Source organism: Oligoflexus sp., assembly GCF_035638955.1.
GTDB lineage: Bacteria > Bdellovibrionota_B > Oligoflexia > Oligoflexales > Oligoflexaceae > Oligoflexus.
This window is the reverse complement of record NZ_DASQYZ010000201.1, coordinates 1-23,671: the sequence shown is the minus strand read 5'-3', so window position 1 is coordinate 23,671 and position 23,671 is coordinate 1. Positions and strand designations below refer to the sequence as shown.

At 51.3% G+C, this 23,671-nt stretch carries 18 protein-coding genes and 1 pseudogene; 11 read left to right on the top strand and 8 right to left on the bottom strand.

What is annotated here, in order from left to right; translation table 11 throughout:
* Nucleotides 1-60: 60 nt before the first annotated feature.
* The 4 genes from VE954_RS18560 to VE954_RS18545 form a co-directional block, all read right to left on the bottom strand.
* Nucleotides 61-2,760, bottom strand: coding sequence for a 7TM diverse intracellular signaling domain-containing protein (locus tag VE954_RS18560; protein ID WP_324955467.1), 2,700 nt, complete (start codon nucleotides 2,758-2,760; stop codon nucleotides 61-63).
* Nucleotides 2,761-2,916: 156 nt separating this feature from the next.
* Nucleotides 2,917-3,702 (bottom strand): hypothetical protein, encoded by a 786-nt coding sequence (locus tag VE954_RS18555; RefSeq protein WP_324955465.1) that lies wholly within the window; start codon nucleotides 3,700-3,702, stop codon nucleotides 2,917-2,919.
* Between the two features lie 26 nt (nucleotides 3,703-3,728).
* Nucleotides 3,729-5,039: a hypothetical protein gene (locus tag VE954_RS18550; protein ID WP_324955463.1), complete on the bottom strand. Its 1,311-nt coding sequence runs from the start codon at nucleotides 5,037-5,039 to the stop codon at nucleotides 3,729-3,731.
* Between the two features lie 357 nt (nucleotides 5,040-5,396).
* On the bottom strand, nucleotides 5,397-6,470 hold the full coding sequence (locus VE954_RS18545; RefSeq protein ID WP_324955461.1) for a hypothetical protein: 1,074 nt from the start codon (nucleotides 6,468-6,470) through the stop codon (nucleotides 5,397-5,399).
* A 352-nt stretch (nucleotides 6,471-6,822) separates the two neighbouring features.
* Between VE954_RS18545 and VE954_RS18540 the strand changes: the two genes are divergently transcribed.
* The 4 genes from VE954_RS18540 to VE954_RS18525 all read left to right on the top strand — a co-directional run bounded on the left by VE954_RS18540 (nucleotide 6,823) and on the right by VE954_RS18525 (nucleotide 11,444).
* A complete protein-coding gene (locus tag VE954_RS18540) occupies nucleotides 6,823-7,365 on the top strand; it encodes an efflux RND transporter permease subunit (protein ID WP_349263831.1) in 543 nt (180 codons plus the stop codon).
* 14 nt (nucleotides 7,366-7,379) lie between these two features.
* On the top strand, nucleotides 7,380-9,245 hold the full coding sequence (locus tag VE954_RS18535) for an efflux RND transporter permease subunit (protein WP_324955459.1): 1,866 nt from the start codon (nucleotides 7,380-7,382) through the stop codon (nucleotides 9,243-9,245).
* Entirely contained in the window at nucleotides 9,230-9,790 is a 561-nt protein-coding gene (cueR, locus tag VE954_RS18530) for a Cu(I)-responsive transcriptional regulator (RefSeq protein ID WP_324955457.1), read from the top strand. Before VE954_RS18535 ends, cueR begins: the two co-directional genes overlap by 16 nt.
* A 154-nt stretch (nucleotides 9,791-9,944) precedes the next feature.
* On the top strand, nucleotides 9,945-11,444 hold the full coding sequence (locus VE954_RS18525; RefSeq protein WP_324955455.1) for a multicopper oxidase family protein: 1,500 nt from the start codon (nucleotides 9,945-9,947) through the stop codon (nucleotides 11,442-11,444).
* 94 nt (nucleotides 11,445-11,538) lie between these two features.
* On the opposite strand, the pseudogene VE954_RS44305 reads toward VE954_RS18525, so the two are convergent.
* A pseudogene (locus VE954_RS44305) lies at nucleotides 11,539-11,826 on the bottom strand (aldehyde dehydrogenase); the annotation flags it as partial.
* A 189-nt stretch (nucleotides 11,827-12,015) separates the two neighbouring features.
* On the opposite strand from VE954_RS44305, the gene VE954_RS18520 reads away from it, so the two are divergent.
* A complete protein-coding gene (locus VE954_RS18520) occupies nucleotides 12,016-12,474 on the top strand; it encodes an ATP-binding protein (protein ID WP_324955453.1) in 459 nt (152 codons plus the stop codon).
* A 20-nt stretch (nucleotides 12,475-12,494) separates the two neighbouring features.
* On the opposite strand, the gene VE954_RS18515 is transcribed toward VE954_RS18520, so the two are convergent.
* The 3 genes from VE954_RS18515 to VE954_RS18505 form a co-directional block, all read right to left on the bottom strand.
* Complete coding sequence (locus VE954_RS18515) at nucleotides 12,495-13,004, bottom strand: hypothetical protein (RefSeq protein WP_324955451.1); 510 nt, start codon at nucleotides 13,002-13,004, stop codon at nucleotides 12,495-12,497.
* Nucleotides 12,991-13,479 (bottom strand): MarR family winged helix-turn-helix transcriptional regulator, encoded by a 489-nt coding sequence (locus VE954_RS18510; RefSeq protein WP_324955449.1) that lies wholly within the window; start codon nucleotides 13,477-13,479, stop codon nucleotides 12,991-12,993. Before VE954_RS18510 ends, VE954_RS18515 begins: the two co-directional genes overlap by 14 nt.
* 295 nt (nucleotides 13,480-13,774) lie before the next feature.
* A complete protein-coding gene (locus tag VE954_RS18505; protein WP_324955447.1) occupies nucleotides 13,775-14,113 on the bottom strand; it encodes a hypothetical protein in 339 nt (112 codons plus the stop codon).
* Nucleotides 14,114-14,127: 14 nt separating this feature from the next.
* Between VE954_RS18505 and VE954_RS18500 the strand changes: the two genes are divergently transcribed.
* The 6 genes from VE954_RS18500 to VE954_RS18475 all read left to right on the top strand — a co-directional run bounded on the left by VE954_RS18500 (nucleotide 14,128) and on the right by VE954_RS18475 (nucleotide 23,534).
* A complete protein-coding gene (locus VE954_RS18500; RefSeq protein ID WP_324955445.1) occupies nucleotides 14,128-14,457 on the top strand; it encodes a DUF305 domain-containing protein in 330 nt (109 codons plus the stop codon).
* A gap of 569 nt (nucleotides 14,458-15,026) precedes the next feature.
* Complete coding sequence (locus VE954_RS18495) at nucleotides 15,027-15,233, top strand: heavy-metal-associated domain-containing protein (protein WP_324955443.1); 207 nt, start codon at nucleotides 15,027-15,029, stop codon at nucleotides 15,231-15,233.
* Between the two features lie 84 nt (nucleotides 15,234-15,317).
* Nucleotides 15,318-17,795 (top strand): heavy metal translocating P-type ATPase, encoded by a 2,478-nt coding sequence (locus VE954_RS18490; RefSeq protein WP_324955441.1) that lies wholly within the window; start codon nucleotides 15,318-15,320, stop codon nucleotides 17,793-17,795.
* On the top strand, nucleotides 17,785-18,786 hold the full coding sequence (locus VE954_RS18485; protein ID WP_324955439.1) for a 2Fe-2S iron-sulfur cluster-binding protein: 1,002 nt from the start codon (nucleotides 17,785-17,787) through the stop codon (nucleotides 18,784-18,786). Before VE954_RS18490 ends, VE954_RS18485 begins: the two co-directional genes overlap by 11 nt.
* Before the next feature lie 77 nt (nucleotides 18,787-18,863).
* Entirely contained in the window at nucleotides 18,864-21,086 is a 2,223-nt protein-coding gene (locus VE954_RS18480) for a multicopper oxidase domain-containing protein (protein WP_324955437.1), read from the top strand.
* Between the two features lie 171 nt (nucleotides 21,087-21,257).
* On the top strand, nucleotides 21,258-23,534 hold the full coding sequence (locus tag VE954_RS18475; protein WP_324955434.1) for a copper-transporting P-type ATPase: 2,277 nt from the start codon (nucleotides 21,258-21,260) through the stop codon (nucleotides 23,532-23,534).
* Nucleotides 23,535-23,671 lie beyond the last annotated feature (137 nt).

The window sequence follows — 23,671 nt, the reverse complement described above, 5'->3', positions numbered from 1 at the left end:
GCAGCAAGGCGTGGGTAGTAATTGGGTCCCGACAGCAGCGTCCAGGTTTCGATCGCCGAGTTATCGGCAAACGGAAGCGGTCGCCAGGGTTTCCGTCTGCGCGGAGGCCTGACCTAATGCGATCACAGCGCAAAAGGGAATCGCATCCAGACCTTCAACATCCGGCCTTTGCAGGATGGAACGATCCAAAGGCTCAAGGGTAATGGTGGCGCCAAACGGTTCGAGTAGAAGCCGTACCGCATTCATTCCCATGCCGCGCCCCGCCAAATCCGAAACGGTATCCGCTGTGGAAAATATGGGTGCAAAAATAAACTCGACCAGCTGTTGGAACGTGACAGCCTCTTGCGGGGAGATCAGCTGCAACTCACAGGCTTTCTGCTTGATCTTCATCACATTCAAACCGGGGCCGTCATCATGAAGAATCAAGCGCTCCAGGTGCGCATGCCCTTCCATTCTTACATGCAGGGTGCCCTGATCGGCTCCTAATCCATGGACCAGGGAATTGCGGAATAGATGACCTAACGCATCCATCAAGGCATCGCGAAATTCCACGGAACACTCATAGGCCTGGTTGGTTTCGATGACCAGATTGGGGATAGCTTTGCCCAGTGTTTCGGCCAGTCGCAGCTGCTCACGACCGAGCTGCTCGATCCATTCCTTAAGGTCCCAGGCAAGTTTGGAGCTGATGAGATTGCGGATATCCGGTGTGAGATCCGGATTCCTGTTCAGCCAGGATCTTAGATGAACGGTCTCCGCGGGCGAGAAGAGGTTGAAGTTATCCTCATCGCTCTGGCCGAAAAAGCGGAGAAAAACCCTCGCGTAGCGTTCCAAAGTTGTCTGCAGATTGCCAAGGATGACCTGCAGCGCCGCAGGGTCCAGACGCTGCGATTCCGCCAGAGCGAGACGTAGAGGCTCTTCCGCCGCGTGGCACAAATTGGAAAGCGCCTTGAGTTGCAGCTGTCGCGCATTACCCTTGAGCGTATGCAAATACACAAAGATGGTTTTGAGAGATGTAAGGTTTAGGTCACGATTGCATTCTTGCAACATGAGCTCCATGAGCCGCGATTGCCTATTCAGAAAACTTCGCGTCATGGCCTTTGGGGCCAGCAGGAATTCCTTGAGAATACGGAAGTCCTCTTCCTGCTCGCGGGTCTCGGCTTCCAGCCTTTGGAGTTCGGTGACATCATGAATGATGCCCATGAACTGCATGATCTGCCCTTGATTTTCAATGGGATGCCAGTGGACCTGATAGGTTTTATCCGCCGCGATCAGGAATTTCTCGGCCATGTGTTCGCGGTTTAACTCCCAGTTGATGCTGTCTTCATGCAGGGAGGCTTCCAGGATGGAATCGACCATCGCAACATCATGCGCCGGCATATGAAAATGCTGCGTGAAAAGATCGAGAATCGGCCTTTCCGTGAGATTGCTGTCAGGGAAAATCACCTGCAGAAAACGTGAGTAGGGCGGCGCTATGGATTTGTCCTGGTCGATGATGAAAAGACCTTCGGGGATGTTGTCCATGATATGCCGAATCTGACTCGTTTGCTTGTCCACTTCGGTCTGCAAGGACGCGCTCAGGTGGGCCGCGCGATGATAGGCGCTGGCAAAACGCTTGGCCAAAAGCTGGCTTTGCAGGAACACAAATAAAGTGCCCGCGAAATGCCCGAGTCGGATGTTGCCACCGGCGCGGGAATGGACAATCTCCAGCACGAAAACCACGATAGGGACTGTCGACGCCGCCAGCATATAGAGGGCGCCCTCTTCCTTGTTTCGAATCGCAAGGATGAGAATACGCATCATGAAGATAACATTGACCACCGTCAGCAACTGGATCCAGTGCACATCCGTTCGAATACTTTCCAGGCTACGGAAGCAGCAGGACAGCATGTATGCCGCACTGAGTCCACAGATGATCTGCACCACTTTCTTTGGCAAGGCCGCCGACCGGAACGTTGTCGTTAGAAACGGCAGCATAGCCAGATTCACCAGGCCGACCGAAAGGTACTCCAAACGTCTTGAAATGTTATAGAACGTGGAGGTCTGGACAGGATCAAACAGCTCGCACAGCAGCATTTCCACACCGAGCGTCCGCAGGAAAAGCCCGAGGCAGATCAGGGCGAGGAAGAAACTAGGATAATCATCCTGCCGTCGTGCGAAAATCATGAGCATATAGAGGATCATGATCATCAAGGAACCGCAGGTCGCAAACACGAGGCTTGCATGGATATAATGCTGTCGGGATAGGATCTCGCCCTTGGCAATCACAGGCTCCGACCATAGGCCTCCTGTGATACGCCCATGACACGAAAAATTAATCACCAAAAACCATGGCCCTTCGGTCATGACCACAAAAGGCACGATACGCTTCACAGCGGTCCGCAGTTCGGTGTCTTCGGACACACCCTCATGTCCGGCTGTGATGAGCACACGCCGTTCCGGTTCCGCAGCACTCCACAGCCAGGCTGTATAACCATGATTGACATAATCAAGACCCAGTTGATAAGAACCAGGCGCGAGGGATGGCAGCTGGTACCAATAGGCCCCGAACTGATCATATGTCCCATCGGCGGGACGCACATGTTCAAAAATCCAGGGATAGCCGATGGTTTGTCCATCGATGGGAGGCGTGCCGGTGCGAACCTCGTCCCAGCTGAGCCAGCGGTTGAAGACAAGCCGTCCTTCGGCAATTTTTTCCTGAGCCCAAGCGGATCCCGGCCAGGCCAGGATCGTCAGCACAAGGCTCAGAAGCCAGTTCTTCATGCAGACCTTTATCATCCAAGGCTATAATGTCCCGGCTTGCTTTTCGGAGAAAATGGTCGTCTCGTGAAAATAGGCCGCGCCCAAGCCCGGAATGTCCGGACATTGGGCGCTGATTTTCTATTTTGCCAAGGGATAGGATGTCGGTAAAAAGAGGGCTTAGGGCAGACAGCGGGGTCCACTTGCGGTTCGGGTCAAAGGCTTCGCACAGGGATTGATCCCAAAGTGAAAATGCGAAATATGGCTGAATTCCCAAGGGTCCGTGATGCCGCTGAAACGAAAGTGTTTGGGAATCATGGCTCGGGCAATGGCGCTATCCAAATAGGATTCCATCTCATGGATATAGCTGAAGCCGGAGTAACGGTGTGAGCTGACCAGCTTGGCCTCGCTATAGAGCATATAGATGAACCAGAACTGAGCTTCAAAATCGATCTGCGAGGATTCATCATTGGGATCGATCAGTACATAACCCATGTCGACATCCAGACCCTTGCTATGGGCATCATGCGAGCCCGACGGATTGGAATAAGGGTGATTGCTGTTGACCCGCAGCACAGTGACGAAATGTCCAGGAAATAAAAGGCTGACAAACTTCGCCGATTTTTTAAGGAGCCAGTGCAGCGAACCATAGCCATAGATGTTGTTGAAACCGCTTTTATCAAAGGCTTTGAGTGTTTCATCCATCGGCATAGGCTGCAGTTCAGTACTGTAATAAATACTCTTTCGACTTTCGTCCTGAGCCCACACGTCAAGATCGGCCAGAGCTTTGGCAAGCTTTTCCTGCGTCACCTGGGGTTGACACCACCAGGCTTTCCCACACCCGGCCGGCACGTCCGCGGCAGCCAGCGGACTTGTCCAGAGACTGATCAACACGGTCGCTGCGCACGCCAAATGCTGGAGGGGGCGCAACGTTATACAGGCCAAACGATAGATTGGTCGAATCATGAATGTCTTCACTTTGTCTGAGAAGGTTAAAGAGTTACATCCAGAGGCTCTGCAGAATCCTGGCTATCACCGTTACCCAGTTCACCTAAAAAGCCGCTGCCCCAGCATTTGATACGCCCGGTGTCGAGCAACGCACAGGCATGCCTGGCTCCCACAGCAATATCCACAGCTCCACTGATCCCTTCGATCTCGATGGATTTCTGCGTGGTATAGGCGTAAACATTTTGCGGCTGGGTCGGCGTGATGAGTTTGGCTGCGAATTGCGTTCCACAGAGTCCATGCAGACAAACGCCCCAGCATCGCACCGTTTGCGTAGGGGTCAGACCGCAGGTCGTCTTACGGGCCGTGGAAATTTTGGAAAAGGTCTCGCCATATACCCGGGTCCAAACATTGGTGACACTCGACAGACCGCTCTGCTGATACCAGTTGTCGCCAAGGCAGTAGAGTTGATTATCCTGAGTCACGAAACAGGAATGTTGATCGGCCATGGAAAGGCTTTTGGGGCTCTTCGGTGTCGTCAGATCAACGGAAGGATACGCCTGCTCCGTGGGAAGCGTGAGATTGCCCCAGCAGGTGGTCCTGTTGCTCACCGTGACAGCGCAAAAGGCTCGATCGCCTCCGTGAATATCCCTGGCTTTCTCGCCCAGGATCGTCACCTTTTGGGCCATGCCCGTATGATGCGCGATGCCGCTATCTTTTTGCCCATCACCCAGCTGATAGCTGGCACCGCTACCCCAGCAGTAAACTTCGCCTGTTTTCGCCAGCGCACAGGTTGTGGCCTTGGTCGCTGCAATCTGCGTGATTGGAACACCATCGAGCCCTTGCACACGAGTCGGAAGGGTTACGTTATTCAATTTGGCTTGACCGCTGAAACTGAATTCGCGGCCTGATTTACCATTGCCGACGGCACCTGTTTGATTGTAGCCCCAGCAATAAACCTCGCCATTGAGCTTGATCGCGCAGGTATGCAGATCCCCTGCGGTGACGGACATGTTATCGCTTCCCAGATTGAGAACAGCAACGGGTTCGGCATGATTTTGAAAATCGCCCTGCCCCATCTGACCTGTCAGGCCATAGCCCCAGCAATACACGATGCCATCCCACACAACGCAGGAGTGATGTTCGCCGGCAGTCAGAGAACTTCGGCCAGCGGCTTGAATTTGATTGGAAGAGTCATCAATCCGGATACCATCCTGCTGCGGTGATGCGTCCGCGTCATGCACAGGCTGAGGATCATTTGAAGAGGAGGCGGGCACAAGATGCTGGAGCAATCCTGACTTTTTTGAACAGGAAACCAAGGATACCGATAACAAAACGAGGGACAGTGCTAAGCGCATTTTTGTTATCCAAACTATTGATTTATATTCAAGCCAGGGCCTGTTTTTTCGAAAAGCCCTGGGATCCGGATCTCCGGGGGCTTTACAGCCAACACCTTGCAGGTTTGTATTGTCTCTTCTATTGTACACCAAAACGACTGGTTTGTTAGCAGATTTAGTAAGCCCCTCGTGTGGATTAATTCTCATCCAACGTTCACGGTGACGTAAAACGCAGCAATATCCGGCATTCCGTGAATCATTGGAGATTTGAAGATCATTCAAGGTGGATGGTCGAGCACTCGAAAAGTAACCAGGGATGAAGGTCTATGCTTGGAATTCCTGGGGTTTGAGCGGTGAATTCTTTGCCTGCCCCTTACATCAGGGCAAGGGCTGGACTCGGTCCGCAATAAGCCCCTTCTCAACCACTTCATGAAAGTCGTCGGCCAACCGACGACATTCCTGTGTGACCTGACGCCAATACCGAAAACGCGCTTCGTCCTGTCCCTGAAAGCGTAGAAAATCCGATCGATCTGGAATCTTTTGCAAGGGTAAGCGCGCAATGAACTCTGGCGATGGCGCCACAACCAGGACATGCGACATGCGTTCTGCGTGTGGTTTACGCCAGGGAAGATGCTTATCAAACCAGCCTGGAATCAAGCGCTCTTCAAAGTGGGGGAAGAGAACCATCTGGTCATCATCACGAGGAAGGAAAGGCACGTTCAGGTGATAATCCATAATTCCACCATCGCGATAGACACCGGCTGGTGCGCCTTCAATATCCTTAACGCCAGCCATCACCAAAGGAATGGAACCTGACGCCATCAGCGCCTGCCGAACATTCTGTGGGGACAATGACACCGGGCGCGCAGCAAACGATGGCACCTGCAAATAGGGAGGCGGCGTGCGCGGGTCAAAAAACAGCGTGCGTTCAAAAAAAAGTTTAAGCGCCCGTGAACTCATCACATTGCCAAGCCCGGCTCCACCCAATCCCATCGAAAGAGCCAGATTACGATCACTGACGGTGGGCCAGCGCGAACGGACGGCCAGTACACTGAGTCGATGACTCGGATGATTCATCACATCCTGCAGACCCATCGGCGGAAGAAAGGCATCGAGAACCTGAAAACTGCGCGTGGTGACCTCAAGTGCCGTGGGTTTTGCCCGGTAGCTTTGTTCAATATAAGCCGCTTCGAAATTTCCAATCGCTGCTTCCGGATCTTTCTGCGAAGCGGCCGCAAAACGCCAGGACCCGATCGACGATCCCAGCAAAAAAAGAGGATCACGACGGCCTCGAAAAAATTGGCCAAACACCACGCGGTCCAGTTGACTCAACACCAGCCACTTGGCGCCGCCTGCCGCCCCGGCGACAACCTTGAATGCGTCCGGCCTTAGCCCTTCAAGGCTCAGGCGGGCTATAGCTTTGGTTCCGGCGAGAAAGCTTAGACTGGACATGGCTGGCCCCTTGCATAGGCTCGAATTTCACGCGTCAGCTCCGGCACCATAATTCATCTCATCTGGGAATTCCAGCTGTCAGAATTCACAGTCAAGGGCAGTGGCACACGCGATGAGTGCTTGCGTAACCTTCCTGAGCCACGCCGCGTCATCGGGCCTTGATGAGAGAGGAATGGGTGTACGTACAAGGGCAATCACGCGTAATTTCATGCCTGCAGACCGAGACCCTGGGAACAATCTGGATGGAAAGGGGCTGGGGGAATAAATATGATCCTTAAACCTCTCCACCCAAGCCAGGGGCTATGTCCCTGTCCTCGTTCAGCACCTGGGACGGGTTGAGATTGGGCCCGATATGCGGCGTGGCGTCACTGACTTGAACGGCTGGGGCGATGCTCCAGGCGGAATTATCGTCATGCGGCAGGGGGAGAATGCCCTGAATGTTATCAACTCCGTTAAGAGGAAACTTGACGAACTCGCCCCTAGCCTGCCTCAGGGCGTGAAGATAGTCCCGGTTTATGACCGATCAGACCTCATTGAACGGGCCATTGGCTCCCTTAAAAGCAAGCTGACTGCTGAAATCATCATTGTCAGCCTTGTCATACTCGTCTTCCTATGGCACCTTCCGTCGGCCATCGTTCCCATTGTTACAATCCCCGTTTCCATACTTCTCGCCTTCATCCCCCTTTATTTTATGGGCATCACGACCAACATCATGTCCCTTTCAGGGATTGCGATCTCAATTGGTGTCCTGGTCGACGGTGCCATCGTTGAGGTTGAAAATGCTTACAAGAAATTGGAACAATGGATTGAAGAGGGACGACAAGGTGATTTTCATGAAGTTCGCCTCAATGCTCTCAAAGAGGTGGGGCATCGGTTTTCTTTTCGCTTCTGGTGATTACTGTTTCATTCTTGCCGATCTTTACTTTGATCGACCAGGAGGGGCGACTTTTCAAGCCACTGGCTGTATCAAAAACCATGACCATGGCTCTTGCAGCTGTCCTGGCTTTGACACTGGACCCGGCTCTTCGCATGATGTTTTCGCGCATGGAACCTTTTCGATTCAAACCCCGTTGGGCATCGAAATTAGCGACTCAGGTGGCCGTTGGAACCTATTTTCCAGAGGAAAAGCATCCCATCAGTCGCGTGCTTTTCAGAATTTACGAGCCTGTTGTTCACGTTGTGTTGAAACATGCAAAATTAACGTTGGTGGGAGCAGCTCTGCTCATGTTGGTGACAGTGCCCGTATATCTGCGCCTTGGCTCTGAATTCATGCCTCGCCTTAATGAGGGGGCCTACCTCTATATGCCCACCACCTTGCCCGGAATGTCCGTGGCCGAAGCAAAGAGAATGTTGCAGAAGCAGGACACGATCATCAAGTCGTTCGATGAAGTGGCAACTGTCTATGGGAAGGCCGGACGTGCGGATACATCCACGGACCCTGCCCCTTTTTCGATGGTAGAAACCACGATCGTTTTAAAACCCAAGGAAGCGTGGCCTGCGGTTAAGCGATGGTACTCGCCCCTGCCAGCGTTTCTGCATCCACTACTCAGTTGGCAGAAGCCTCCGCACAAGACCTTTGAAGAGCTTCAAAACGCCATGAATGAAAAGTTGAAGTTTGCCGGCTTTCCGAACATCTGGACCATGCCAATCAAAAATCGTATCGACATGCTTTCCACAGGGATTCGAACACCGGTGGGAATCAAAGTCCTGGGACCCGACGTTACAGTCATTCAGAACATCAGTGAGCAGATTGAGGCCCAGGTTCAGACCATACCTGGCACCCGAACGGTATACGCGGCACGGACCTCGGGCGGTTACTATTTGGATATCATCTTTATCCGCGACGAGCTGGCCCGCTATGGTATAGCCATGGAAGAAGCTCAGATGATTGTTGCCTCAGCCATTGGCGGGGAAAACGTGTCATTCACAGTCGAGGGGCTGGAGCGATATCCTATCAATGTTCGCTATGCGCGTGAGTTTCGGGAAGGCATCAAGCGTGTTCTGGATCCAACTCCTCAAGGCCTTCCCATCCCGATGGCTCAGCTCGCCGAGATAAAAATGGTTGAGGGTCCGGCCATGATTCGCAATGAAAACGGTATGCGTGCAGCCTTTGTGTATATCGATATCGAAAATCGGGACCTCGGAGGGTACGTTGAGGAAGCCAGAAGCTTTATAACCAGACATATCTCCCTTCCCAAGGGCTACAGCCTTCATTGGAGCGGCCAGTTTGAGAACATGATCCGCGTTACAGAGCGCCTGAAACTCGTTTTGCCGCTTACTATTTTTCTCATTGCGATGCTGCTTTATATGAACACGCGCTCCTGGGTTAAAACCGGCATTGTTATGCTCGCGCTTCCTTTCTCTTTGATTGGAGCTATCTGGCTGCTCTATATCCTCGACTACAATATGTCAATTGCGGTCTGGGTGGGCATGATTGCACTGATGGGCCTGGATGCTGAGACCGGAGTATTTATGCTGCTCTACCTTGATATGGCTTATGAAGATAGGGTGAAAGCAGGTCAGATGCGAACCCGTCAGGATCTGACTGACGCCATCGTACATGGAGCTGTAAAAAGAATTCGTCCCAAGATGATGACTGTCATGGCCGCCTTTTGCGGCCTCATACCTATTATGTGGTCCACAGGCGCGGGTAGCGACGTTATGAAGCGGATTGCAGCCCCAATGGTTGGCGGTCTGGTTTCCAGCTTTGCACTCGAGCTTTTGGTTTATCCCGTTATTTATTTTATCTGGAAGCGGAAATGGCTCAGCGCCTGATTTTTTCTGAATTATTCATCACTTACGTGTCGGGATTCTTCGGATTATGGGCAGACCACCCAAAAAATCCCCGCGTGCCTCTTGACCTTACCATGATGGGAAGCCTTATGCTGAATCGTGACCTCATGTCAGAAGGAGGGTTCAGTATGAATATTGGCGAGGCGGCAAAAACGGCCGGTGTTAATACAAAATTTATTCGGCACTATGAAACACGCGGGATCATCCCTAAAGCCTTAAGAACCGAGTCTGGATATCGGGTCTATTCGGATACGGACGTTCATATCCTTATTTTCGTTAAGCACGCAAGAAACCTTGGGTTTTCTCTGCCGGAGATAAAGAAACTTGTGAGCCTATGGCGCAATAAGAATCGAAAGAGCGAGGATGTAAAGTCGATTACTGCGAAACATATCGAGGCACTTGACAGCAAAATTAGAGAGCTCGAGAGCATCAAAAGAGCTCTGGAGACACTGGCTCATCACTGCCACGGGGATGACAGGCCAGACTGCCCAATTCTCGAAAATTTTGCTGAGACGAAAAAAACTTGAATGCACTGATCAAAGTTCTGTCACATTTTTTAGAGTTTCCACGTATGGGTTGAGCCACAGACTTCAGGGCTCACCTGTTCAGTAAGGAAAAAGATGTATGCGGATGACAGGAAACTCAACTCTCCTAGGATTATGTCTATGTTTTGGAGGTGTAATGGAAGCGCAGCACGGCTCCCACACGCCAACGACCCCCACTCAACCAGGGAAGGCGTTTCCCTCGGATGTGACAGGGCTCAATCAAATCACCACACCTGTCGAAGTTAGTCTTGATGACGGCGATACCTATCTCCTGGAAGCCAAGGCAGCAAAACAAAAGATTGGTGAGCAGTGGATCAGAAGGCTGGCTTACAATGGTTCTGTTCCAGGCCCTATCTTTCGCGTCAAGCAGGGTTCATCAGCCACGATCACATTAAAAAATAGCACTGAACTTCCCACAACGCTTCATCCCCATGGTCTTCGTGTTGAGCCGCAATTTGATGGCGTGCCTGGAATTAGTCAGAATCCTATCCAACCTGGACAGTCTTTTAACTATGAGCTTCAGTTTCCCGATGCAGGAATCTTCTGGTACCATCCCCATGTTCGCGAAGACTATGCACAGGAAGCGGGACTCTACGGGATCTTTATCGTCGAACCGAAAAATCCCGACTCCTATAATCCAGTCCACCGTGAACTTCCACTCATCCTTGACGATGTTCTGATTGACCCCAAACAACCTTTCCAAACTGAGAAGGTCACCCATACGCTCATGGGACGCTTTGGAAACGTGAACCTGGTGAACGGGCTCGTAGGACCCACTCTTTCTGCAACCAAAGGCGAGACACTCCGGTTTTTTGCGCTCAACACCTCAAGTACCAGGGTTTTCGCACTGGCCGTTCCTGGCGTTAAAATGAAGCTGGTCGGCGGTGATAATGGACTTTATGAGAATGAGCAATGGTTGGATCGCGTGATCCTTGCGCCGGGGGAGAGGGCTATCCTTGAAATGCAGTTTCTGCAGACAGGCCTTTTCGCCATTCGGAACGCCAAGCCGAAGAATCCTGTTACGATGGCTCAAATTGAAGTGAAAGACGGTGCAGTGGAGACTCTTCCCGTTGAGTTCAGTAAGCTCCATAAGAATAGGGAGGCTGCTCAGGAACTCAGTGCCATTCGTCAGCAGCTTACGCGAGCCGTTGACAGGAAACTGAAATTGACCTTGACCATGGATCACAGCAAGCTCCCTATGGATCATTCCTCCATGGGCTCCACTGGTGCCATAGGCGGTATCGAATGGGATGACGAAATGCCCGCCATGAACATGGCCAGCGACAATAAGAATGTGGTTTGGAAGTTCGTCGACGAGCAGACTGCTAAAGAGAACATGTCCATAAACTGGGCCTTGAAACAGGGTCAGTACACAAGGATCAGTATTTTTAACGACCCCAAATCAATGCATCCCATGCAGCATCCTATCCATTTTCATGGTCAACGCTTTGTGGTTGCATCCGTTGACGGTGCTCAAGCGGCAAACCTTGTCTGGAAGGATACTGCGCTGGTTCCAGCCGGATCCCGGGTGGACCTTATCCTGGAGTCCTCCAATCCAGGCAATTGGATGGCGCACTGCCACATCTCCGAACATATGGAAGCCAACATGATGTTCAAGTTTAGCGTTACCCCTTGAATCCATGATGGCTATTGATATGACTTAGGTCCGTGAAATTTTAGGTGGAAGCAAAAGGCCAGGGCAGCGTCAGCCCTGGCCTTCTCCTCAATGCTTATTTCGGACCCTGGAGCGCTGCGGTGATCACCTGGTCAGCGAGCTGGCCAAAGGGGGCGTAGAATGCAGCCGTAATACCACCTTCTATTGCCTCAAAGACACCACGGCCATGTGAAAAGTTCTTGAAGCCTTCAAACCCATGGTGACAGCCCGTGCCGCTATAACCTACGCCGCCGAAAGGCAGCGAGGGAATGGCCGCCTGGAATGCCGCGGAGTTGATGGCAAACCCGCCCGAGATGGTGTTCTTGAGGACCTTATCTTCGGTCTTCCCATTCTTCGTAAAAAGATAAACGGCGAGAGGTCTCTCATCTGCATCACCAGCATGTTATCGGTTGGCGAGAGGATGAGGGTGAACGGCATCTGGCACTTCTTGCGGTCGACAGGATTTTTGTCCTTGTTAAGCTCAATCACCTTGGCTTTCTTATCCCTGGCATCCTTTACATAGCCAAGCAATCGATCCAGATGGCGCTCGTTGATGATGCTGCGGAATTCGATTGATCATGGCATGGAGTCAACTTCCGACCGCCGGAAAGCCAGGAAATCCGAGGAAGGCTTGATCAGGACCCGGTTCGAGCCAATGGACGGCGCCTTGGAGATGCGCTACCGTGATGATGGCAGTGGCTTGAATCTCGCGAAAATCAAAAGGGTCGGCATGCAGCGAGGTCTTATTCAGGCTGATGAAAATGATCCCATGACCACTGCCAATCTAATTTACCAGACTGGATTCTCAACGGCTCAGTCGGTAACAGAGATTTCAGGCCGAGGGGTGGGGATGGATGCTGTTCGAGTTTTGATTGAAAATGAAGGTGGCGAATTCAGCTTGAGATTTTTGGAATCCTTCAGCAGTTTCGAGCAACCTATCCCCTTCGAACTTGTGATTAGAATCCATGGATCTGCCTACGCAAAAAAGAATGAGATGGAGAATGCTGCCTAATCCGCACGACCGGGATGGTGTCAATAATTAAGCAGTGCGAACAGAACACCTAGTGACGAGAACACTCCAAGCCTTTTAAGAATTGTTACATAGGCCAGCGTGGAAGCAAGACCATCGAAATGCTGAGGATAATGGTCTATGAGAACAACAACCAAAACATTTTCGATGAAATCAAACACAACGTACATCAATGGCAAAGACAAAAGCAATCGTCTTATAGCGGGCTTCGACATGAATCTTTCTGTTGATCGACGCATCCAGAGAAAGAGGAACGGGAAAAGACTCAGAGGCAGAATCAAATCCGTGGACAGGTTTCGAAATCGATAATTTTCCCGTCCTTTGTCACCAAACGACTCAAGCCGTTGATAAATGCCATCTGCAGAAAACTCCATCGCATTATCAAATAGGGCACCGCCACCACTCGCTTCCTCGAAATCAGGTACACTCCCAGGGAACTTCAAGAAGTGAATGGCAAAAAACATGAGAAGAGCCCAAATCAAAGAGGCATAGAAAATTTTATTGCTGTTCATGGCTTTCCCCCTCGCCCTGGCTCTGAAGAAACTTCACCAAAACATCCAGATCGGCTCGAAGGGCCCGATATCGATCAGCCCCAAGACAAGCGCTGTAGCTCTCATCAATACTCGAAATCACGGTTACTGCCTGCTTCAAAAGCTTGCGGCCATGCGCTGAAAAAGTCACAATGCGGGCGCGGGCATCCTTCGGATCCTCAGAGACTTGCAAATAGCCTCTTTCCTGGAGGCTCGTGATGTTTTTGGCAACCGCCTGTTTGCTGATCATGGCTTCCTGGGCCAGCTGTGAAATACGAATGCCGGAACTTGGAATTTGCCTGAGAAGGTTAATATCCGAAAAAGTAAGATTGTCGACTCCCATGCGTTCGAGCTGGCGGATGAGGTGTTTTTCAAAGGCTCGCATGAGGTTAAGGACAAGACGCCCTGTTGGTATCGTTTCCAAAGGCTGGAGATGGCAGTGAGAAACGGGTTTCATGAAAATGGCTCCTCCTTACGGGACGCTGTGTGGCCCAACACTCAAGTCATTATCGGAAAATCCGCAGAATAGTCAACTTGGTTTACTAATTGGTCAACATGATTGACTAAAAGTATCTCGGTGAGTCTAAATCCATTGTTGCAGAATATGGACACGTGGATTCATAAATATGTGTAGTTAATATGCTCATGCCTGCAGCGGGAAGCCTATGCCCTGGCCTCTGGCGCTGTGAATAGACCTCACTCCGTTCATTGTCATAAGTAAAACATCCCCTGCCTGCCACAGATCAATAGCCTTAACCGTATTCCCGCAGGAGCTGGTGCTTAATTGTGGAGATGAAAATTACATCCAAAGGATTTGAAAAGGCCAGGAAGTGGGTTTTTCCTATGGGATGAATATGATGAAGGGGAATGTTATTGTTCAGTAGAATAATCTGACCTTGGAAACAATTCTTAAAATCTACGGACACCAGCGGCAGCAGGTGTCTGCTCGGGACCTTATACTCCAAGATTTTGCTGGCAAGCAAACCATTCGATTTTTTCACAATATTCGCATTTAAATATGAAACGTTTGTTTCTATATTAAGCATGCAAGCGCTGGATATTTTCTTCCAGCGATTCACTTCTCTTTTCATTAAGGATGCTTCATATGAAATTTTTTGCTGCCAGCCTGGTCGCGGTTACGATTTCGACAGGTGCTTTTGCGGTTAACCCGCCGGCTTCCAACGCCGACAAGGAAATGCATGACGCAATGATGAAGATGTGCGAAAGCATGGACACGATGCCAGCTACCCACAATATCAATGAGCACTTCGTCAAGATGATGATACCGCATCATCAAAGTGCAGTTGATATGGCGAAGGCCTATCTGAAAGAAGGAACGGATCCTGAAATAACCGCTCTTGCTCAAATGATCATCGAGGCTCAAAAAAAAGAAATCGATCAACTCAACACGTGGCTTGAAAAGAACCAACATTGATCGTCTCATAGGATAGTCAGCTTCTCTTAAAGGGTGCCAGTCTCCATGCTGGCATCCCTCCGGAACAAGGGCATGTATTCACCGCATTATGTTGCTTGGCTTGAACGCTGCCTTCCGAAAGTGAAAACGATGTTTCTCTGGCCATTTTCGCGACATGGCTGACCCGCGGCATCGCGAGGTAGACACTTCCTGCCACCTGGGGATCCCTGGTTTTTATGGGTAAGAAGTAACAGTGGTCCTGGTACGCAAGTTATATGATAAGCGTACTTCTGTCAAAAGGTCCTCACTAGGCTGACCGACCTCCCTGGACACCTATACTTTTCCAACTTTACCACAATAGGAATGTTTACATCTCTAAACCTTCCTGTAATGGGAAGGTGTCCTGACGTCATTTAAACTCAAAAAATAATCCTTTTCACCGTCCTCCTTACAGTCTCATTTTCCCTTACTTTTCAATTAGTTAAACATTCTCAATAAAAGTTTTAACTTTTTGCTTGACCTTCCCACGGTGGGAAGGCCGATGTTTGGAATGTGATTTGTGAGTGAGTCTTCTCAAGAAAGGAATTCATATGTACGAGTTCAAAGTTCAAGGCATGACCTGCGGAAGTTGCGCCAACACCATTACTTACGCCCTGCGCAGCATTGATCCAAAAGTCAAAGTTTCAGCGGATGTCAAATCGCAGACTCTTCGGGTGGAAAGCAATCAGGATCAGGGCGCACTGTCGAGCCTGATCGAAGAGGCTGGCTATACGGTGGTATCCGCAACCAGCGTTTGAGTAGTTGCCCGGCAGGGCCAAGGAAGAGGTCCTCTGTCCGGGGCCTCTTCCCGGCTGCCAGGGAAGTGATAATCAGGAGGTCATATGCAAACCAAAATCAAAGAAGAAATCGGATCAGAAGAAAATATCAGGATCAAAGGCATGACCTGCGCCTCCTGCGTAATGCGCATCGAGCGCGCCGTTCAAAAGGTTGATGGTGTAAATAGTATTGCGGTAAATCTGGCGACCGAAACCGCTCGAGTCAACCTTTCCCGGCCAGCGGCATGGACGGAGGTTATGGCGGCCATCGAGAAAGCGGGCTATGAAGTGGAAAAGAGTGAACTTGAACTTTCGGTTCAAGGAATGACTTGCGCGTCCTGCGTCCGCCGCATTGAAAAAGCGCTCTTAAAGGTGGCAGGAGTCCAGGGCGCCGCGGTTAACCTCGCAACAGAAAGGGCTAAGGTTACGTTCACACCTTCCAGTGCATCAGCCGAGCAGCTGATCCAGGCTATCGAGAAGGCAGGGTATAAAGCTGAGCTCATTAAAAAGGATCAGGCTCCCGGCAAGGCAGCTGATGAAAAAGCCAAGACACTCAGGAAGGAGCGTTTCCATTTAATTATTGGCGCTCTGCTGTCAGCGCCACTCGTTTTCCCCATGCTTATGGAGCCATTTGGTATTCACTGGATGCCCTCAGGATGGATTCAGCTCACTCTGACAATTCCTGTTCAGTTCTGGCTCGGGGCCCGTTTTTATAAGGCTGCCTGGAAAGCTGTTCGCGCCAGGTCCGGTAACATGGACCTGCTGGTTTCCTTGGGTACTTCGGCAGCCTTCGGCCTAAGCCTCTATCACCTTTTGCTCTACGGGGAACACGCAGGACACGGGGGTCAAGGCCACCTCTACTTTGAGGGTGCTGCCGTCATCATCGTTCTGGTGCTTTTCGGCAAATATCTGGAGTCCAAGGCCAAGCAGCAGACCTCAGCAGCCATCAAGGCACTGGAGGCCCTGCGTCCTGACAAGGCCCGTATTCGCAGAAACGGTCAGGATTTGGAAATCCCAATTCAGGAAGTTCTTCTCAATGATCTGGTCATCATTCGGCCCGGCGAAAAAGTTCCTGTGGATGGGCTCGTCACAGAAGGCGTCAGCCAGCTCGACGAATCCCTGATAACAGGGGAAAGCATGCCCATTACCAAGGAGCCAGGGGACAAGGTAACCGGAGGCTCCATCAATACAGATGGTCTTCTCCTCGTAAAAACCACGGCCCTGGGATCGGAGACAACTCTGGCGCGAATTATCAGGCTCGTGGAAAGCGCTCAGACTGCAAAAGCGCCCATTCAACGCCTTGTGGACAAGGTAAGTGCCATCTTTGTGCCGGTCGTTCTTCTCCTGTCAGTTGCCACGGTTCTAGGCTGGTATTTTTATTCCGGCAGCTTGGAAACAGCGTTGATCTATGGCGTGGCTGTTCTGGTCATTGCCTGCCCATGTGCTCTGGGACTTGCCACTCCAACATCGATCATGGTGGGGACGGGTGTTTCGGCCAAAGCCGGCATACTTATCAAGGATGCCGAAACGCTTGAAATTGCTCATTCGGTAACCACGGTTGCGTTCGACAAAACCGGGACTCTTACGGAAGGCCGTCCGCAAATCGCAGAGCTTTACCCTTTGAATATGAACCGTCAGGACCTTCTCAAAATAACGGCCGCTGTTCAGTCTGGAAGCGAGCATCCTCTTGCTAAATCCGTGGTGGAGAAAGCCCAGGGGGAGAGCCTTATTTATGCTTCGGCGAAGGATATAAGAGCCATTCCTGGAAAAGGCCTGGAAGGTCGGGTTGGGGACAAAACCATCCTGGTTGGCACCAGACTCCTAATGGTCGAACACAGCATCGATATCCATGTGCTCTCGCTGAAATCCAAGGAATTTGAAGCTCAGGGCTTTACGGTTTCATACATCGCTGAAAAGGAATCGAGAACGCTTTTGGGAATTCTGGCCTTCAGCGACACCGTTAAACCTGCGGCCTTTGAAACCATCAAACAACTGCATGCCTTGGGTATCAAAACAGTGATGATCACAGGCGACAATCAGGGAAGCGCTCTCCTTTCGGCCCGGGCTCTTGGAATAAGTGAAATTCGTTCCCAGGTGCTGCCGGAAGATAAATCGAAAATTATCGAGGAACTCAAGCGCAAGGGTGAAATCGTAGCCATGGTTGGTGATGGCATTAATGATGCCCCTGCCCTTGCAGCTGCGCACGTTGGAATCGCCATGGCGACGGGAACTGATGTTGCGATGCATACAGCGGGCATCACCCTTATGCGTGGCAATCCGCTTCTGATTCCCGATGCCTTGGATATCTCGCGAAGAACGTATCGCAAGATCAAGCAGAACCTTTTCTGGGCTTTTATTTACAACGTCATAGGCATTCCTCTGGCCGCGTTTGGTTTCCTGAACCCTGTCATTGCCGGAGCAGCCATGGCCTTCAGTAGCGTCAGCGTCGTCACGAATGCGCTACTCCTCAGAGGCTGGCGTCCGGCCAGCCGCTCGTCTTCAATCCTGACCATCAGTAAACCAGGAGTCATCCATGAGCTATAAAGCCACCATCCTTTCGATTGACGAAGATATTGTCGTTGTAGAAGGACAAACCCTTTTGGACGCTGCCTTAAACCAGGGGGTGGACTATCCCCACTCCTGCAAAAGCGGACGGTGCGGAGTCTGTAAATCACGGCTCACCTCTGGAGAGGTGGAACATCTGAGTCACCTTCGATTCACGCTGACTGAGCAGGAAAAAGCCGATGGTTTTATTCTCGCCTGCCGCGCTGTTCCGAAAACCAATGTGAAAGCCGCATGGCTTTCTCAGGAGGAGGAGCCACGGTTTCGACTGGAAGGGAGAGTCATCGGGAAGTCGCTCCTTACCCATGACACCGTTCGGCTTACTGTCGAGCTTTCTAACAGTGTCCGCTTTCATCCTGGTCAGTTTGTTCTTTTGCGGATAAATGGTCTCCCTGAACGCAGCTATTCGATGTCCAATCGATCCAGTGGATCAGCTTTGGAGTTTTTTGTGAGGGTGATTCCCGGCGGCCGCGTATCAGGCTGGATCGGATCTGAACTAAACCCCGGAACATCGGTTGAGGTCGAAGGACCATTCGGTTCGTCCTATTTAAGACAGGACCATACCGGCCCCATCCTGGCCGTGGCGGGAGGCTCGGGCATGGCTCCCATCAAGGCTATCGTTGAGGCAGCTCTTCACTACGGGATGAAGCAGGATATACATCTTTACTTTGGCGTGAGAGAGGAGCGGGATCTTTATCTTCTGGGGCATTTTGAGAGTCTGCAAAGGCAATATTCCAATCTATACTTTCACACTGTACTGGATCGCGGAAGTGAGCGATCAAGGCACCGCATCGGTCGGCTGGATCAGGTGATTTTTTCTGATTGGAAAGTATTTGAAGGCACGTGGCAAGCCTATGTAGCCGGCCCTCCCCCTCTGGTGGAATCCATGGCTCATCGTCTTCCGGATAAGGGGATTCCGCCAGACAGTATTTTCACCGACCCTTTTGTCTTTTCACAAGGCAATCCCTTATGACAGCAATGGTCACTTTTATTTGTCACAAAAGCGACCCTGGGTCTGTAGACCGCTGGATCACGCAGGAAAGGAAACTTATGAAATTCTGGTTCACGATAAGTCTGCTTTTGAGCTTTCTGGCGCAGGAAAGCTTTGCAGCAACGGCAGAAGGCAAGGTTATTCGATATGACCTGGTAGCCACCCGCGGGACGGCCAATTTAAGTGGCAAAAAATCAGTTGATTTTGTGCTGCTCGTAAACGGCAGTATCCCTGCTCCAACGCTTGAGTTCACCGAGGGTGATACAGCTGAAATCAAACTCACCAACAAGATTCCTGGCCAGGAAGTTTCAATTCACTGGCATGGACTTCTTCTTCCACCACTCATGGATGGTGTTCCCTATGTGAATACTCCGCCGATCCACAGCGGAGAGTCCTTTACGTACCGCTTTAAACTAAGGCAATCGGGAACCTATTGGTACCACACACATACGGGCGTCCAGGAGCAAAAAGGGGTTTATGGGGCTTTCGTGGTCCATCCCAAAAAGAAGACGATCGCTGCGGATAAGGAAGCGGTCGTCGTTATCAGTGACTGGTCGGATGAGGACGCCAATCAAATTCTCGCCAACTTGCGCAAGGATGGGGATTACTACCTTTACAAGAAAGGGACAATGAGGTCGATCGTAGGGGCAATAGAGGCCAAGGCGCTTGGTATCTACCTTTCCAATGAATGGACTCGGATGGGAGGCATGGACTATTCCGATGTTGGATATGATGCCTTTTTCATCAATGGAAAGCGGGATTCGCAGCTCGTGGTTGCGCATCCTGGCGAAAAAATCCGAGTACGGATTATCAATGCGGCTGCCTCAACTTATTTTCATATAGCACTTGGTCAGGCGCCCATGAAGGTGATCTCTGCAGACGGCGTGGATATGAAACCGGTGCTTACCCGCGAGATCCTGATCGGAATGGCTGAAACCTATGACCTCCTTTTTGAAGTGCCGGAACATAAAAACTATGAACTGAAAGTTACAGCTCAGGACGGGACAGGATCCGCTTCAGCCTGGATTGGCATGGGCGATAAAGTGCCTGCCCCTGTCAAACCCATGCCTCCCATGTATGAGGAAATGAATCACGGGAGCGGGCACGGCGAACACAGTGGCCATGGCGGAAATGAAGGTCATGCAGGCCATGGTGCTCAAGGTCCGGACTCACAGTCCGGTCAGGATCACTCGAAGATGGATCACTCGAAGATGGATCATGCAGGCCATGCTGAGGAGAATGCTGGAACACCGCCGGCTCATGACCATTCGAAAATGGGGCATGATGAACACAAAGGCAAGGTAGCTGCTCCTGCTGAGCAAATATCTTCCGACGTCCTTGGTACTCTAACAGTTGATGAATTGCGAGCGCTGGAAAAGTCCAGTTTTCCAAACAAAATGCCAGTGCATGACGTCAAACTGGTTCTGGATGGCGATATGGAAAGGTACGTCTGGCACATCAATGGCAAAGCGATTTTTGAAGAACGAACCATTGAGATTAAAGAGGGCGACGTGGTTCGCTTCACATTCGTCAATGAAACCATGATGCACCACCCCATGCATCTTCACGGACATTTTTTCCGGGTCCTCAATAAATATGATGACTATTCGCCGTGGAAGCATACAGTGGACGTTCCCCCGCATATGACCCGCACGATCGAGTTCCTGGCCAATGAACCTGGTGAATGGATGCTTCATTGCCATAACCTTTATCACATGAAAACTGGCATGGCTCGCGTTGTCAAGTATTCGAGCTTCATGCCGTCCAAGGAAATAGCGCCTCATCAAAAGAATGACCCCCATAATCACGATCACACTTATTTCTACGGCATGCTGGAAGCTGCCACCAACCATGCCCAGGCGCAATTCCGGCTGACGCAAACCTGGAATGAGCTCGACCTTCGGCTCGAAACCCGAAAGGACTATTCCTGGGATTTGGAAGGTGATCTTTTCTATCGCCGTTGGATGGACAGATACCTGAACATAATTCTCGGCGGGACGAGTTTCGACCATAAATCTTACGGCGTCGTAGGCGTGGGCTACCTTTTACCCATGCTTATAGAAAGTAATCTGCTCGTGGATCATGAAGGTAAATTGCGTCTTGATCTTGAAAAAAGATTCCAATGGAGCACTTATATTTTCAGCGACGCAGACGTTTCGTTCCGTCAGGATCATGAAACTGAATGGGAAGTTTCCCTTATGTACGCAAATTCGTGGGCATGGGCGGCGGGCTTCAAGTTTACAGGTGAAAGCACAGGGTTTGGGGTGCAGTACCAATTTTAAACATGAATGCCTCCATTCCGATATCGCATTCTGCATCGCGACTCAAATCTGGGCGAAGCGGATAAGAAGAGGGTCGTGAGTGGGTGGATGATTCTTTGAAGCTTATGAAAAATAGCCAGTTCCTGCGATTATCTTTCAAGTGCAAACTGTCCTATCACTAGCGGAGTTGTTATGGAAGAGAATGCAAAATCAGGAGACGATCATTCCGGACATCATCATGGGCACGACCACGGTCATGCCCATGGGCATCACGATCATTCGAAGCATCAATCGGCTGTTTCGTTACCAAAGCGCGAAGAGTCGAAACCTGCCTCCCCCGTGCTGACCACCGGACAGACCATTTATGTGTGTCCCATGCACCCGGAGATCCGAAGGAACAGCCCGGGCCACTGCCCCATCTGCGGCATGGCCCTTGAGCCTTTTCTTCCGGACGCCCAGGACAATGCGGAACTGAGAGACATGTCGCGGCGCTTCTGGATATCAGCAGCTCTGAGCCTACCACTTCTGTTTCTAGCCATGGGCGATATGCTTCCCGGTCAGCCAGTCTCATCCCTGATAACCGCTCAGGGCAGAGCGTACGGCGAGTTTATACTTGCCACTCCTGTCTGTCTTTGGGCGGCGTGGCCTTTTTACCAAAGAGGGTGGGATTCGATTATTAGAAAGCATTTGAACATGTTCACCCTGATCGCGCTAGGGGTGAGTGTGGCTTACTTCTATAGCGTCGTTGCGGTTCTTGCCCCAGGGCTGTTTCCAGCTTCCTTTCGCGATCTTGGTGGGCATGTGGCCGTGTACTTTGAAGCGGCTGCGGTTATAGTCACTCTCATTCTTCTGGGCCAGGTTCTGGAACTGAAAGCCCGGAGCCAGACAAGCACTGCCATTCAAAAACTCCTTGGGCTGGCACCCAAAACTGCTCATCTGGTTGATGCAGATGGAACAGAGCAGGATATCCCTCTGGATCAGGTCAAGGTCGGCGACAGGCTCAGGGTGAGACCTGGTGAGAAGATTCCCGTGGACGGTTTGATCGTCGAGGGAAAAAGTTTTGTGGACGAATCAATGATCACGGGTGAGCCGGTTCCGGTTGAGAAGACTTCAGGTTCCAAGGTGGTTGGCGCCACCATCAATGGGACCGGCTCGCTTATTCTGACCGCAGAAAAAGTGGGAGCTGACACCCTCCTCGCTCGGATTGTCCATATGGTGGCCGAGGCTCAGCGTAGCAGGGCCCCCATTCAAAACATGGCTGACACCGTGTCCGGCTATTTTGTACCGCTGGTTATTGTCATTGCAGTGTTTACTGCCATTGTGTGGGCCTCTGTAGGGCCGGAGCCAAGAATGGCCCATGCCCTTGTCAATGCCATCGCGGTTCTGATCATCGCTTGTCCTTGCGCGTTGGGGCTGGCCACGCCTATGTCGATTATGGTGGCAACCGGCCGTGGCGCCAACATGGGAATCCTTTTCAGGAATGCGGGTGCCATTGAGCTCATGAAGAAAGTGGACACATTGGTGGTCGACAAAACAGGAACATTGACACTGGGCAAACCGAAGCTTGCCAAGGTGGTGACGGCAGGTGCTTTTGATGAAAAAACATTTCTGCACCTGGTTGCTTCCCTCGAACGAAGCAGCGAGCATCCCTTGGCGTCGGCTATTGTCGAAGGGGCCGCGGAAAGGGGCATTGTAACTTCCCCGGTCACAGATTTTGAATCCATTACGGGCAAGGGAGTAAGGGGGCGGGTTAACGGGCAGCTGGTGGCTCTCGGAAGCCGTTCGTTGATGAATACCCTCGGGCTTTCATTGGATGACTTGTGGCCGCAGGCTGAGCTTCTGAGATCGGAAGGCCAGACTGTGATGTTTGCAGCCTTCGATGGTACGCTTGCTGGACTTATAAGTGTGGCAGACCCTATCAAGGATTCCGCCCGCCTTGCAGTTGAACAAATGCAAAGCGATGGCGTCAGGGTTATTATGCTAACCGGTGATAGCCGAACGACGGCTCAGGCCGTGGCTGGAAAATTAGCTCTGGATGATGTCGTGGCTGAGGTGCTCCCTCATCAGAAAGTGGACTACGTGGCTCAACTCCAGGCCAAGGGCCATATAGTGGCTATGGCCGGGGATGGAATCAACGATGCTCCGGCCCTGGCCAAAGCCCATGTTGGTATCGCCATGGGTACCGGGACTGACATTGCCATGGAAAGTGCCGGGGTTACACTTGTCAAAGGAGATCTGGGGGGGATTGTCAAAGCCAGGAAGTTGAGTCGTGCCACCATCAGAAATATTAAGCAGAATCTATTCTTCGCATTTGGTTATAACGCAGCTGGTATTCCAGTGGCAGCAGGGCTGCTTTATCCCTTCTTCCACTTGCTGCTTAATCCAATGATTGCCGCGGCTGCCATGAGTCTGAGTTCTGTTTCTGTTATAGCGAACTCCATAAGACTGAAACTGGCGGACATCAAGTGACATCCTCTCCCTCCAAGCGGAGTACCGCTATGGAGGGAGCTTCCCTTGCTTCAGGCACGATGCCCAAGGCTCAGCGTCTCACGTCCGAGACGGAGAATGTTCTTCGCAGCATTGTGGTCGCGGTCATGGACCGCTCC

Excerpts from the sequence above, each read along its gene's own strand:
- VE954_RS18515 (WP_324955451.1), bottom strand. The coding sequence starts at position 13,004 with ATGAACAGCAATAAAATTTTCTATGCCTCTTTGATTTGGGCTCTTCTC.
- VE954_RS18490 (WP_324955441.1), top strand. The coding sequence starts at position 15,318 with ATGCAAACCAAAATCAAAGAAGAAATCGGATCAGAAGAAAATATCAGG.
- VE954_RS18510 (WP_324955449.1), bottom strand. The coding sequence starts at position 13,479 with ATGAAACCCGTTTCTCACTGCCATCTCCAGCCTTTGGAAACGATACCA.
- VE954_RS18505 (WP_324955447.1), bottom strand. The coding sequence starts at position 14,113 with ATGAAAAGAGAAGTGAATCGCTGGAAGAAAATATCCAGCGCTTGCATG.
- VE954_RS18550 (WP_324955463.1), bottom strand. The coding sequence starts at position 5,039 with ATGCGCTTAGCACTGTCCCTCGTTTTGTTATCGGTATCCTTGGTTTCC.
- VE954_RS18545 (WP_324955461.1), bottom strand. The coding sequence starts at position 6,470 with ATGTCCAGTCTAAGCTTTCTCGCCGGAACCAAAGCTATAGCCCGCCTG.
- VE954_RS18495 (WP_324955443.1), top strand. The coding sequence starts at position 15,027 with ATGTACGAGTTCAAAGTTCAAGGCATGACCTGCGGAAGTTGCGCCAAC.
- VE954_RS18555 (WP_324955465.1), bottom strand. The coding sequence starts at position 3,702 with ATGATTCGACCAATCTATCGTTTGGCCTGTATAACGTTGCGCCCCCTC.
- VE954_RS18560 (WP_324955467.1), bottom strand. The coding sequence starts at position 2,760 with ATGAAGAACTGGCTTCTGAGCCTTGTGCTGACGATCCTGGCCTGGCCG.
- VE954_RS18475 (WP_324955434.1), top strand. The coding sequence starts at position 21,258 with ATGGAAGAGAATGCAAAATCAGGAGACGATCATTCCGGACATCATCAT.
- VE954_RS18520 (WP_324955453.1), top strand. The coding sequence starts at position 12,016 with ATGATGCTGCGGAATTCGATTGATCATGGCATGGAGTCAACTTCCGAC.
- cueR (WP_324955457.1), top strand. The coding sequence starts at position 9,230 with ATGGCTCAGCGCCTGATTTTTTCTGAATTATTCATCACTTACGTGTCG.
- VE954_RS18525 (WP_324955455.1), top strand. The coding sequence starts at position 9,945 with ATGGAAGCGCAGCACGGCTCCCACACGCCAACGACCCCCACTCAACCA.
- VE954_RS18540 (WP_349263831.1), top strand. The coding sequence starts at position 6,823 with ATGCGGCGTGGCGTCACTGACTTGAACGGCTGGGGCGATGCTCCAGGC.
- VE954_RS18485 (WP_324955439.1), top strand. The coding sequence starts at position 17,785 with ATGAGCTATAAAGCCACCATCCTTTCGATTGACGAAGATATTGTCGTT.
- VE954_RS18500 (WP_324955445.1), top strand. The coding sequence starts at position 14,128 with ATGAAATTTTTTGCTGCCAGCCTGGTCGCGGTTACGATTTCGACAGGT.
- VE954_RS18480 (WP_324955437.1), top strand. The coding sequence starts at position 18,864 with ATGAAATTCTGGTTCACGATAAGTCTGCTTTTGAGCTTTCTGGCGCAG.